This is a genomic window from Humibacter sp. (assembly GCF_035547335.1).
Lineage (GTDB): Bacteria > Actinomycetota > Actinomycetes > Actinomycetales > Microbacteriaceae > Humibacter.
The window spans coordinates 20,504-33,105 of sequence record NZ_DASZVF010000026.1 but is presented as its reverse complement, the minus strand read 5'-3'; the positions used below and the strand labels follow the sequence as shown (position 1 = coordinate 33,105).

General features: G+C 67.5%; 12 protein-coding genes. 11 read left to right on the top strand and 1 reads right to left on the bottom strand.

Translation table 11 applies throughout. The features are described from left to right. The first annotated feature begins 21 nt into the window (after positions 1 to 21). The 5 genes from VHB92_RS06565 (at position 22) to VHB92_RS06545 (ending at position 7,329) form a co-directional block, all read left to right on the top strand. Entirely contained in the window at positions 22 to 1,263 is a 1,242-nt protein-coding gene (locus VHB92_RS06565; RefSeq protein WP_325452629.1) for an ABC transporter substrate-binding protein, read from the top strand. 12 nt (positions 1,264 to 1,275) lie between these two features. Further along, on the top strand, positions 1,276 to 2,178 hold the full coding sequence (locus VHB92_RS06560; protein WP_325452627.1) for a sugar ABC transporter permease: 903 nt from the start codon (positions 1,276 to 1,278) through the stop codon (positions 2,176 to 2,178). Continuing rightward, positions 2,175 to 2,993: a carbohydrate ABC transporter permease gene (locus VHB92_RS06555; RefSeq protein ID WP_325452625.1), complete on the top strand. Its 819-nt coding sequence runs from the start codon at positions 2,175 to 2,177 to the stop codon at positions 2,991 to 2,993. Before VHB92_RS06560 ends, VHB92_RS06555 begins: the two co-directional genes overlap by 4 nt. A 67-nt stretch (positions 2,994 to 3,060) precedes the next feature. Beyond that, positions 3,061 to 6,267, top strand: coding sequence for a glycoside hydrolase family 38 C-terminal domain-containing protein (locus VHB92_RS06550; protein ID WP_325452623.1), 3,207 nt, complete (start codon positions 3,061 to 3,063; stop codon positions 6,265 to 6,267). A gap of 45 nt (positions 6,268 to 6,312) precedes the next feature. Then, on the top strand, positions 6,313 to 7,329 hold the full coding sequence (locus VHB92_RS06545; RefSeq protein ID WP_325452621.1) for a Gfo/Idh/MocA family oxidoreductase: 1,017 nt from the start codon (positions 6,313 to 6,315) through the stop codon (positions 7,327 to 7,329). A 60-nt stretch (positions 7,330 to 7,389) separates the two neighbouring features. Here VHB92_RS06545 and VHB92_RS06540 read toward each other — a convergent pair whose 3' ends face one another. Next, positions 7,390 to 8,964: a molybdopterin-dependent oxidoreductase gene (locus VHB92_RS06540; protein WP_325452619.1), complete on the bottom strand. Its 1,575-nt coding sequence runs from the start codon at positions 8,962 to 8,964 to the stop codon at positions 7,390 to 7,392. Positions 8,965 to 9,082: 118 nt separating this feature from the next. Between VHB92_RS06540 and VHB92_RS06535 the strand changes: the two genes are divergently transcribed. From VHB92_RS06535 to VHB92_RS06510, 6 genes are all read left to right on the top strand, one after another. Further along, entirely contained in the window at positions 9,083 to 9,340 is a 258-nt protein-coding gene (locus tag VHB92_RS06535) for a MoaD/ThiS family protein (RefSeq protein WP_325452617.1), read from the top strand. 62 nt (positions 9,341 to 9,402) lie between these two features. After that, positions 9,403 to 9,912 carry a cyclic pyranopterin monophosphate synthase MoaC gene (moaC, locus tag VHB92_RS06530; protein ID WP_325452615.1) on the top strand — a complete coding sequence of 170 codons (510 nt, stop codon included), beginning with the start codon at positions 9,403 to 9,405 and terminating at the stop codon, positions 9,910 to 9,912. Further along, positions 9,912 to 10,469, top strand: a complete 558-nt coding sequence (locus VHB92_RS06525) for a MogA/MoaB family molybdenum cofactor biosynthesis protein (RefSeq protein ID WP_325452613.1) — start codon at positions 9,912 to 9,914, stop codon at positions 10,467 to 10,469. The genes moaC and VHB92_RS06525 overlap by 1 nt, the downstream gene beginning before the upstream one ends. Before the next feature lie 45 nt (positions 10,470 to 10,514). Continuing rightward, positions 10,515 to 10,949 (top strand): TOBE domain-containing protein, encoded by a 435-nt coding sequence (locus tag VHB92_RS06520; protein WP_325452611.1) that lies wholly within the window; start codon positions 10,515 to 10,517, stop codon positions 10,947 to 10,949. Further along, positions 10,946 to 11,809 carry a molybdate ABC transporter substrate-binding protein gene (modA, locus tag VHB92_RS06515; RefSeq protein ID WP_325452609.1) on the top strand — a complete coding sequence of 288 codons (864 nt, stop codon included), beginning with the start codon at positions 10,946 to 10,948 and terminating at the stop codon, positions 11,807 to 11,809. Before VHB92_RS06520 ends, modA begins: the two co-directional genes overlap by 4 nt. Next, a complete protein-coding gene (locus tag VHB92_RS06510; protein ID WP_325452607.1) occupies positions 11,806 to 12,591 on the top strand; it encodes an ABC transporter permease in 786 nt (261 codons plus the stop codon). The genes modA and VHB92_RS06510 overlap by 4 nt, the downstream gene beginning before the upstream one ends. The last annotated feature ends 11 nt before the right edge of the window (positions 12,592 to 12,602 follow it).

Sequence of the window (12,602 nt, the reverse complement as noted above, 5' to 3'; positions counted from 1 at the left end):
AGTTCGTGTGAAAGCACGCAAGTGGCTCGCTGCCGCGGCGGTGACGATAGCAGTGACGGCAGGCCTCGTCGGCTGCTCATCCAACTCATCCGGTGGCTCGGGCAGCAGCACGCTCAACTTCGTCGAAGACAAGGCTGGAACTACGGCCCGCTGTCGTCAGCGGCGAAGAAGGATGTCGATGTCTCGCTGAAGACCAGCACCTACAGCAACGAGAATCAGTTCCAGGCGTTCGTGAAGCAGTCCCTTCGCACGCCGAAAGCCCCAGACATCTTCACGTGGCACACCGGCGCACAGCTCGAGCAGTTGGTCTCGCAGGGCCTCGTCGCAGACACCAGCAGCGTGTGGAAGGAAGCGGTCGCCAACAAGTGGGTGTCGCCGTCCATCGAGAAGATGTTCACCATCAAGGGCAAGCAGTACTGCGTGCCTCTCGAGGTCGATTACTGGGGCATGTACTACAACAAGGCGATCTTCCAGAAGTACAACCTCACTCCCCCGACCACCTGGTCTGAGATGCTGAGCGACGCGGCGACCCTCAAGTCGCACGGCGTCGTTCCGTTCTACAGCCAGGACGGGAACCCGTGGGCGTTCGTCTACTACATGCTCATCATGGCCGGCACCGACCTGAACGAGTACAACGCCATCAACGACGGCAAGGCGTCGTACACCGACCCGCAGGTCAAGTCGGTCATGGACACCTGGCTGTCGATGCTGCAGAAGGGCTACTTCAGCGATCCAGGATCCACGACGCCGTCGCAGACGGTGTTCAAGGACGGCGACGTGGCCATGCAGCCGTTCGGCACCTGGTATCCAGGAACCCTCGCGAAGGTGGGCATGAAGCCGGGAAGCGACTGGGGCATCTTCCCGATCCCCGCGATCAAGGCGCAGGACGGCAAGACGCCGGTCGCGGTCGAGACGGCGCCGGTCTGCGTCACCGCCAAGGGAGCGAACAAGGCTGCGGCCCTGAAGTACTCGAAGTGGCTGATGAGCCCGGCTGCGCAGTCGACATGGTCGAAGGCGCAGGGGATCCTGCCCTACAACCCGAAGGCGAAGGCCGCGAACTCCACCCTTCAAGGGTTCGGTCAGCAGGTCACCGACGCGTCCAAGTACACGACCTACCTCCGCTACTACGAAGCCGCGCCGGCGCCCGTTCTGACGGCCGCCTTGAACAACTTCACGGGGTTCATGACGTCTCCCGGCGACCCGACGAAGTACCTGCAGGGCATCCAGAGCGCGTCATCCCAGTACTGGGCCAGCAACAAGTAGCACGCGCCAGTGATGCTTTCACGATCAAAGGGATATCAGCGATCCGCCTGGGCCTTCATGGGCCCAGGCGTGGTCCTGGTGCTGCTGGCGATGTACATCCCCGTGGTGTACACGATGTATCTCAGCCTGACCGACTCGAACGGTCTGGACACGCCCCGGTTCGTCGGCTTCCAGAACTACGTGACGATGTTCTCGGATCCGTCGTTCCTCGTGTCGCTCATGAACACGGCGATCTGGGTGGTCGGCACCCTCATCATCCCGGTGGGAGTCGGTCTGCTCGTCGCGTACCTCTCCTTCGGGCTGAAGTGGGCCGGAATCTTCCGGATTCCGTTCCTGATCCCGTACGCGCTCTCCGGTGTGGCCATCGGTGTCGTGTTCAACTTCATCCTGCAGAACGGCGGAGCGCTTTCGCAGGCTCTCGCGTTCCTGCACCTGCCTGGCGCGCACACGCACTGGCTCGAGGTCGCACCGCTCAACACGATCGTGATGATCCTGGCCTCGTCGTGGCAGGGGATCGGCGTGAACGCGCTCCTGTTCATCGTCGGCCTGCAGTCGATCCCGAAGGAACCGCTGGAAGCGGCACGGATCGACGGAGCCAACGGATGGCGGCTCTTCACGAGCATGATCTGGCCGTTGCTGCGGCCATCGACCACCATCGTCGTCGGACTGTCGATCGTGAACAGCCTCAAGACGTTCGACATCGTCGAGACGATGACACAGGGCGGCCCGAATCGCGTGTCCGAGACCCTCGGCGTGACGATGTACACCGACACCTTCCAGAGCAGCCAGTACGGGCTGGGCGCAGCGGTGGCGATCTTCCTCACGATCGTGACGGTCGCCGCATCCGTGCTCTACCTGCGCCGACAGCTGGCGATCGGCGACTCGTCGGGCAGCGGAAAGGTGACCGAAGCATGATCTCCCGCGTCGCGCGCTATGTGGTGCTGGGCATCCTCGGGCTGCTGTGGCTCCTGCCGATCTACTTGCTCCTGGCGAACGCGAGCAAGTCCAACGCCGAGTTCTCCGGCAGTCAGCTGTGGACGACGGGGAACCTGGGCGCGTTTTGGGGCAATGTCGTCGACGTCTTCACGACGACGAATGTGCCGGGCGGACTCGGCGTCTCCGCGGTGTACGCGGTCGTCGCTCCCGTGATCGCGGTCATCCTCGGCGCGTGCGTGGGGTTCGCGGTGATCGTGCTGAAGCTCAAGCACGGCTTCACCTGGTTCTTCCTCGTCTTCTGCGGCACGGTCTTCCCGATCCAGATGATGGTGATCCCCTGGTTCAGCTTCTCGGCGAACACCGGGCTCTACGACACCATCGTCGGGATGATCATCATCTACTCGATCGTCGCGCTGCCGTTCTCTGCATTCGTCATGCGCAACTTCTTCACGGGCATCTCGGAGTCGGTGTTCGAGGCAGCCGTGGTCGACGGAGCCAACGTCTGGCGGATCTTCACGCGCATCTACCTGCCGATGAGCACGAGCGCGCTGGTCGTGGTCTTCATCCTGCAGGCGACGTGGGTGTGGAACGACTTCCTTCTGTCCTTGATCCTCACCCAGACCAGCGCTCGCCCGGTCATGCCCCTGCTGAACGCGCTGCAGTCGACGGAGGGCGGCGGCCCGGGTTACACGGTCACGCTCACGGCGGCGCTCCTCGTGTCCATACCGACGGCAGCCCTGTTCCTGTTCACCCAGAAGTTCTTCCAGAAGGGTCTCGCGCTGGGTCAGTACTGATCCCTGATCCTCCGCCCCCACCGACCCCTCGATCAGCCACTACCGAACCTTGTTATGGAGATAGGTCATGTCCTCACCGAAGCTCGTCGCGACTCGCCCCTGGGATGACCAGGATGCCAGGGCCGGACTCATCGACCGCGCCGTCGCTGCAGAAGGCCTCATCGGCTCGACGCACATCTCTGTGCTCCCTGAGCCGCTCCTGAAGACCGTGAACGGCACGCGCACCCAGTCTGTGCGCCTGATGGGAGACGGAGCACCCCTTTCCGGTCGGGGGTTGCGGCCGTCGCTGACAACGGACGACGGCGCCGAACTCGTAGTAGCCGTCGAGGACGGCCCTGCAGGCAGCATCAGGATGCTGGTCCGCGCGGTCGACGACACCGTTCGATCCAGCGTCGGCATCCCCGAGCTCGGCCAGGAGCGAGTGGAGTTCGAGCTGCGCCATCAGCGCGAGTGGACCATTCATCTCGTGCACCACTCCCACTTCGACTTCGGTTACACGGACCGCCAGACGGAGGTCTTCGCTGCGCAGCGCTCGTATCTCGACAGCGCACTGGACCTCATCGACGAGACGTCCGAGTGGCCGGAGGAGGCGCGCTTTCGCTGGAACAGCGAGGCACTGTGGGCGATCACGGACTGGCGCCGACAGCGCCCAGCGACGCAGATGGAACGACTCGTAAAGGCCGTCAAGGAGGGCTCGATCGGACTGAGCGCGCTTCCGTACAACCTGCACACCGACGTCTGCTCCACCGACGAGCTGCACGAGCTGCTGCGCGATGCGCGACGGCTCCGCGACGAGTTCGGCATCCCGTTCCGCTCCGCCATGCAGACCGACGTGCCCGGCCAGGTTGCCGGCCTTCCCGATGCGCTTCAGGAGGTCGGCGTCAAGTACCTCTCGGTCGCACATAACTGGGCGGGCCGCTCCCAGCCGCACACCACCGGCGCACTGAACCTGCCTCGCCTGTTCCGGTGGCGCTCGCTCGCCGGAAACGAGGTGCTCGTCTGGATGACGGACAGCCCCCACGGCCTTGCCTACATGGAGGGGCCGATGGTGGGCTTCACCGAGGGGATCGAGCAGGTCGAGAACTACTTCCCGGCATACCTCACGGCGTTGTCCACGAAGGGCTACCCCTTCCCGCCAGGGGTGTTCGGAGCGCACGGCGAGTCCTTCGAGGGCCGAGACCCCTATCCGTGGGACGTGCTGCACCTGCGCATCCAGGGCTATATGGGAGACAACGCGCCGGCACGTCTCGCCTTGCCCAGCATCGTGCGGCAGTGGAACGACACCTGGGAATCGCCTCGCCTCCGGGTCTCCCGCAACGAGGACTTCTTCGTGGACGCGGAGTCGCGCATCGGCGACGAGCTCGTCACCGTCGAGGGCGACTGGGGCGACTGGTGGGTCGAAGGTGTCGGCTCCGCTGCCGTCCCCATCTCCTTCATGCGCAAGGCTCAGGCCGAGGTGGTGGATGCACGCACCATCTCTCAGCTCAGCGCTCTCACCGGCGGGGCTGCGGTGTGCGAGGAGCCGACCCGCTCCTCCGAGACCTACGACGCGATCTCCATGTTCAACGAGCACACGTGGGGCGCAGGCAACTCATGGACGCACGGCGACGAAGGCTTCTCCTCTGGGGAGCTGCAGTGGGAGTGGAAGGTCGCACAGAGCCTCATTGCTCAGCAGCGCTCTTCCGAGCTCCTCGAGACAGCGCTCGTCTATCTCGGACAGACCGTCGTTCGAGGGAGCGGGGCCGACGTCTCGTACGCGGTGGCCAATCCCACGGGTTTCGAGCGCAGCGGTGCCGTGCGCTTCCTCCTCCCGGAGGCACTCGTGCCGCTCGACACGACCATCACCCTGACGGATGCGCGCGACGGATCCGCCCTGCCCTACGCGATCGAGCCACAGACGAATGCCGCACACCGAGAGGCCGGTCGCTGGGTCATCGCACGCGTCGAGAACGTCCCGGCAGCGGGATACGTGCGTATCGATGTCACGTCCACGCACGACACGGCGAGCTCGATCGACAGCGACGCGTCCGCTGAGACCTCCCGCAGCGCTTCAGGACGAAGCGATTACGGGCTGCTGTCGCTCGACGATTCGGGCCGTGAAGAGGGTTCGGACCTCAGCCGGCGACCGCGTGCCGAGCTGTTGACGCTCGAGAACGAGTACCTCCGGGTCACCGTCGATGAGAACACCTCGACCATCGCGTCGATCATCGAGACGCGAACCGGCCGCGAACTGGTCAACGAAGAAGCAGTCGTGGGATTCAACGGTTATGTCTATGACGAGTACGCGAGTTCAGGAGTCGGGTTCAATCATCTTGCAAACAAGCTCGCAGTGAGCGAGCGCTTGGAGATGCTCGCAACCCGCACGGTGGCTCGTCCTTCGCGCATCGTGGCGAGGACCGACGATGCCCTCGGCCAGACCCTGGTCTACGAGTACCAGGCGGCGGGCGTCGACTGGGTCAGAGTGACGCTGCGACTGCCGAAGGGATCTCCCTGGCTTCTTATCGAGAACCGGCTCTCGAAGCCGTCGCGGCTGGTGAAGGAGAGCGCGTACTTCGCATTCCCGTTCGCCGTCGAGGACGCACGGATGCGCTTCGAGGTCTCCGGAAGCGTGACCGGCGACGGCCTCCCGCACATTCCGGGAGCTCCGCAGCACATGCGCGGTGTGCGGGACTGGATCACCGTCGAGAACGACGAGCTCGCGGTCGCGTGGGTCACGAGAGATGTGCCGCTCGTCGAGCCGCACGCCATCGCGGTGCCCTATGCGCCGTTCCCCGCCAGCACGAGTCCTCGAGAGCCCGGCACCATCTTCTCCTGGGTGCACAACAACGTGTGGGACACCAACTTCCCGATCGAGCAGGGATTCGAGGCGACGTTCGCATACGCCATCGGCGTCCGCGCGACCGCCGGGGAGCCGACGAGCGAGCTCGCACTGCGGACCGCGGCCGAGCTGGTCCATCCGTTGCGCGCCGCCCGCGCCACGGGCACCGACGACACGCGGACGCATCGGCAGGTGCTGACCATCTCCGACCCGCGTGTGCAGCTGGTGGGACTCGTCCAGTCGGATGACGGCGCCACGATCGTCCGCGTGCAATCGTTCGCCGACGAGCCGACCGAACTCACGATCGGATTCGACGGGGAGATCGACAGGGCGGTGAGATCCTCCTTCCTCGGCGATGAACGAGGCGATCTCGAACGCGACGGGCAATCCGTACGCCTTCCGCTCGAACGCTTCGAGACCGCGGCGCTCAAGCTGGTCCCTGCCTCGACGATCTGATCGCCTGGATCCGAGGACGGGGTGCCGCAGTTGTTGTCATTCGGGATGATCGGTGCCTCGTCCATCGGTCCGGCCGCGCTGCTCGAACCCGCCGCGCGACGCGACGACGTCAGCGTCGTTCGCGTCGCGGCGCGGCGGGCCGGCGCCGCCGAGCGTTACGCGTCCGCCTGGAACGTGCCGAAGTCTTCGTCGCGATATGAGGACGTCCTCGCCGACCGCGAGGTGGACGCGGTCTACATCTCGAACGCCGCAGTCGATCACGCCCGCTGGACGATCGAGGCGCTCCAGGCGGGAAAGCACGTGTTGTGCGAGAAGCCGATCGCGGTGAGCCGGGAGGAAGCCGGCGCCATCCGCCGCGCGGCGTCGGCCAGTGGACGCGTGGCGATGGAGGGATTCCACTACCGGTTTCATCCGCTGTTCGGAGCTATCGGAGACCTCGTCAGGAGCGAACGCTTGGGACCCCTCGACGCCATCCGTTCCACGGTGAACGGAAAGCGAGCGTACGACCCCGCCTCGATACTCCAGTCGAAGCCTGCCGGTGGGGGCGCTCTGCTGCACAACGGTGTCTATGCGGTGCACTGGTCTCGGCTGCTGTTCGACGCGGAACCGCTGACGGCACGCGCTTCCCAGCGGCTGAACCCGACCGGTGCGGATTCGGACACGGCGGCAGAGCTGGAGTTCCCCGGGGGACGTTCCGCCATCGTGCACTGCTCGTTCGACCGCGACGACCCCGTTTCGGTCACGCTCTCGTTCGCGAGCGCGCAGGTCGTCGCGACGGGTGTCATCGCCCCTCATCTCGGACACAGTCTGCGCGTCGTTCCCGACGTCGGGCCGAGCACCGTCATGACTGTTGCCGGAGCCAGCAGCTTCGACTACCAGCTCGCAGAATTCGCGCGGAGGGCGGCAGCAGCAGCAGGCACGGGGCCAGAGCCGGCAGCGGCGTACGGCAGAGGCGACGACATCGAGGGGAATCTCGCCGCCATCGACGCGATCCGTCTCGCGGCGTCGACTGGCGAGGTCGAGGAGATCACCCCAGCTGAGGCCGAACGGGACGGCAGCTGAATCCGACGGCGCCGGCAGACACACCGCGTCGAGAAGCCGAGGCCGATCGCAGTCACGGCGTCACTTCACGTGCACGGTGACGCTGTGCCATCCGGTGGCTCCGTTGGGCGCGGGCGGCGCGGCGACGGAGGTCTGGGTGACGCCGTCCGCGTTCCTCGCCCGCACCTGGATGACGTGGCTACCGCCCGTCGCATCCCACTCCCACACCCACTGCCGCCAGGTGTCCGCCGACACGGTCTCGGCAAGACGCGCCTGCTGCCACGGGCCGTCGTCGACGCGCACCTCGACCGCACGGATGCCGGTGTGCTGATCCCATGCGACGCCGGCCACCGCGTAGCGTCCGGCCGCGATCGTGCCGCCGTCTCGCGGACGATCGATGCGCGACGCGGTCTTGACCGGGCCCTTCACCGACCACCCCTTGTCGCTCCAATAGCCCTGCGCCTTGTCGAACCTCGTGACCGTGAGCTCGCTCAGCCACTTCGTGGCCGACACGTAGCCGTAGAGGCCGGGCACGACCATCCGCACCGGGAAGCCGTGCTCGAGCGGCAGCGGCTTGCCGTTCATGCCCACGGCGATGAGCGCATCGGTTCCGATGTCGGTGAGCACGCTGAGCGGCGTCCCCGCTGTCAACCCGTCGACGCTTCGGGAGAGCACCATGTCGGCGGATGCCGACGGCCGCGCCTTGGCGAGCAGCTTGCGCACCGGGTAACCGAGCCAGGTCGCATTGCCGACGAGGTTGCCACCCACCTCGTTCGACACGCACGCGAGCGTGATGGTGTGCTCCTCGAGCGGCAGCGACAGCAGCTCGGCGAAGGTGACGGTGATCGGCGTACCGACCATGCCGCGGATCGTGAGCTTCCAGGTGTCGGGGTCGATGGCCGGGATCTGCAGGGCGGTGTCGATGCGATAGAAGTCGGCGTTCGGAGTCAGGTACGGCGTGAGCCCTGCCAGGTGAAGGTCGCTGCCGTGCGGGATGGTCGGAGCCGGCTTCACGGGCGCCGGCAGCTTCAGCGCCGAGCGCGCGGTCGCGATCGCCGTGCTCCCTGCATTGATCGTGCGGGCGATCACGCCCGCGACCACCGCAACCGCCCCGACGCCGATACCGAACGCGAGGAACGACCTCCTGGCCGGTCCCCCTCCGACGCCGGGAACCCGGGACGGCGCCGACGACCGCGTCCAGGCGTTCAGCCTGTCGACGGCCCGCACCAGCACGTAGACACCGACCAGCGTGCCGGCCACCGTCGGCAGGAGCCACCAGTAGGTGGCATCAGCGCGCGTGAACACCGCCACGAGCGCGACGAATCCGACCACACCGAGCAGCACGGCTCCGAACGGGCGCCTGACGAGCTCGAGGATGCCGGCAGCGGCCGCGAGCGCCGCCACGAGAACCCCCAGGCAGACGAACAGCACGATCTTGTCGCCCGTGCCGAAGAGGCCGATGACCCACTCCTTGAAGCCGGGAGGGGTGAGATCGATGACCCACGAACCGACGGCGAACAGCGGTGAGGATGCCGCGCCCACGAAGACGGCGAGAACTTCGGCCACGGCCCAGGCGGCGAGCGCCGCGACGAGTCCGGCCGCTGCCGCCGTGATGTAGAGAAGCCGCCCACGCGGAGCGGGGGCGACGGTCGGCATGAGGCACAGCATAGGTCCGTGGCCACAACGCCGGATGTGCGTAGGCCATGGGGTGCATCCGGGTCGCTCACCAGCAGGTGCGCAGATGCGGGACGGGATTCCGCGACACAATGAACTCATGACATCGGCAGGCGGAAGCGTTCTCGTGCGCTACTTCGCGGCGGCGTCCGAGGCCGCAGGCAGGGACGAGGAGACGCTGACCGTCGAAGATGCGACGGTCGGAGCGGTGCGCGCCGTTCTGCTGGAACGCTACGGGGACGCGATGTCGCGCGTGCTGGCATCCGGTTCGTTCCTCGTCGACGGCGTCGCCACGCGCGACGATGCCCGCCCGGTGCGCGAGCGGATCGACGTGCTTCCGCCGTTCGCAGGAGGCTGAGCCGCCGCCGCAGAAGGCGCGGCGCCTGCGACGTCGGCAAGCGGGCAGGGCAGGATGGGGACATGACGATTCCCTCGGATGACCGCATGTCGCTCACGCATGTGCGCGCAGACGGCTCCGCCCACATGGTCGACGTCGGAGGCAAGGCGGTCACGGCGCGCAGAGCGACGGCCGAGGCGACCCTGGTCACGCGGGCCGACGTCGTGGCCGCCGTCTTCGACGGTTCGCTGCCCAAGGGGGAAGCGGTCGGGACGGCCAGAATCGCAGGCATCATGGCCGCCAAGCAGACGTCGTCGCTGATCCCGCTCTGCCATCCGCTTCCGCTCTCCAGCGTGGAGGTCGAGCTCTCCGCCGCCGATGACCGCGTTCTGATCTCGGCGTCGACCGCGACGACAGGGCAGACGGGCGTGGAGATGGAGGCGCTCACCGCGGCGAGCGTCGCCGCCCTGACCCTGTACGACATGATCAAGGCCGTCGACCGCGAGGCCACCATCGAGGGCATCCGCGTCGTCGAGAAGCACGGCGGACGAAGCGGTGACTGGCGGCGACCGGACGCTGGGAGCGCCGGCTGATGTCCGAGCACGGCCGGCTGATGTCCGAGCACGGCCACCGGATGTCCGGAGCCGCACGTCGGGCCGTCGTCGTGGTCGCCTCCACGAGCGCGGCATCCGGCTCGGCCGCGGATGCGACGGGTCCCGTGATCGCCCGCTGGCTCGCCGAGCACGGCTGGACGGTGGAGGCCCCGGTGGTCGTCGCTGACGGCCCGCCGGTCACGGCGGCGCTCCGCAAGGCCATCGCCGAGGATGCCGCTGTGGTCATCACCACGGGCGGCACCGGCCTCTCCCCCGATGACGCCACGCCGGAGGCCACGCGCGCCGTTCTCGACCGCGAGCTGCCCGGCATCGCCGAGGAGTTACGGAGGCGCGGAGCCGCGAGCACACCGCTCGCTCTGCTCTCCAGGGGTATCGCGGGTGTGGCGGGCACGACCCTCATCGTCAATCTGCCCGGATCCTCCGGCGGAGTGCGCGACGGCCTGGCCGTGCTGGGCGACGTGCTGGACCACGCCGTCGCGGTGATCAGAGGTTCGGCAGACCACGGGCGACGAGACTGGACCGTCTCAGATTCGTAATCAGAACGGAAATCAAGCCGCAGATGCGGCTGTAATCTCGTTCTCATGACGCACTATCGCATCGCCGAGGCGGCCGAGCTGCTCGCCGTGAGCGATGACACGGTTCGCCGCTGGATCCGCGAAGGCGCCATGCGGGGCGCGGTCGACGAGGCGGGCCGGCAGGTCGTCGACGGAGCGGATCTCGCGAGGCAGGCTGTGGAGATCGCGAAGACGCCTACCGACACCACCGGGGTGCTGCGCAGTGCCCGCAACCACTTCCCCGGCATCGTGACGAAGGTGGTCAGCGACACCGTCATGGCACAGGTCGAGCTGCAGTGCGGCACCTCGCGCGTGGTGTCGCTGATGACGGCCGAGGCGGTGCGCGATCTGGGCCTCGAGGTGGGTTCGCGCGCGGTGGCCGTCGTCAAGGCCACGATGGTCATCGTCGAGTCCCCGGCCGGCGACGCGCAGCACCGCGGCACTCAAGGAGAGTCGGCATGACCCGGCAGGCCGACCGGCGGATGCCGTCCCCGGCACGGCGAGCGGGCATCCTCGTCGCCGGGCCGGCCTTCGGGCTGGCCGCGGTGCTGACCGCCGTGCTGGCGGTGTCGGGATGCGCGGCGAGCACGCCGGCAGCATCGCGCTCCTCCGCGGGCTCCGCTCCGGCATCCGCGCAAGCGCTGCACGGCGACCTCACCGTCTACGCGGCGGCATCCCTCACCGCGTCGTTCAACGACCTTGCTGCCCGATTCGCCGCGGCGCATCCTGGTGTGACGGTCAAGCCGATCGACTACGACGGCTCCCAGATCCTTGCGACCCAGATCGTGCAGGGCGCGCCGGCCGATGTCTTCGCCTCGGCCGATCAGCAGACCATGGACACCGTGCGCACGGCTGGGCTCACCACCTCGACTCCTGTCACCTTCGCGACCAACCGGCTCGAGATCGCCGTGCAACCCGGCAACCCGAAGAAGATCACGACGCTCGAGCAGCTCGCCGCGCCTGGAGTCCAGACGGTGACGTGCGCACCTGCCGTGCCGTGCGGCGCCGCCGCGCACACACTCCTCTCCGCCGACGGCGTGAAGCTCACGCCCGTGAGCGAGGAGCAGAACGTGACGGCGGTCATCACCAAGGTGGCCTCGGGCGCCGCCGACGCGGGGCTGGTCTACGTGACCGACGTGAAGGCGGCCAAGGGCAGCGTGGCAGGCGTCAGCATCCCGGATGCCGGCAAGGCGATCAACTCGTATCCGATCACCGTGGTCAAGAACGCTCCGGACCGCGCCGTCGCGAAGGCGTTCGTGGACTATGTGCTCTCCCCAGCAGGGCGGAAGGTGCTTCGCTCGTACGGCTTCGGCGCACCGTGAGCGCGCCCCGCTGGCTCATCGCACCGGCGGTGCTCGGGCTCGCGCTCGTCGTGCTGCCGCTCGTCGCGTTGATCGTGCGGCTGGACTGGGCATCCGTGCCAGCAGCCATCGCCTCGTCTGAGGCCCTGTCGGCTCTGACGCTCTCGCTGGTCACCGCAGCGGCCGCGACGGGCGTCTGCGTGGTGCTCGGCGTTCCGCTCGCCCTTCTCATCGCGCGAGCAGGGTCGCGGCTGGCCGGGGTGCTGCGCGCCGCCGTCACGCTCCCGCTCGTGCTGCCACCGCTGGTCGGCGGCATCGCCCTGCTGTTCCTGCTCGGACGCACCGGGCTCGTCGGCGCCTCGCTCGACGCCGTCGGCATCCGCATCCCGTTCACGACGGGTGCCGTGGTGATCGCGCAGTCGTTCGTGGCGCTGCCCTTCCTCGTGATCGCGGTGGAGGGCGCATTCCGCACGGCGGGAGTGCGCTACGAGCAGGTCGCGGCGACGCTCGGTGCCTCGAGGTGGACGACGTTCCGCCGGGTCACCCTGCCGCTCGTGGCACCGAGCCTCGTTGCGGGCATCGTGCTGTGCTTCGCCAGGGCACTGGGCGAGTTCGGCGCGACCGCGCTCTTCGCAGGCAACCAGGAGGGCGTCACCCGCACCATGCCGCTCGCCATCTACACGGCGTTCAACGGCGGCGGCATCGGCCAGAGCACCGCTATCGCGCTCTCCCTCCTGCTGGTGGCTGTCGCCATCCTCGTGCTGCTCGCGATGCGCAGCTGGCGAGAGGATGTCGCGCTGTGACCGGCCTGACG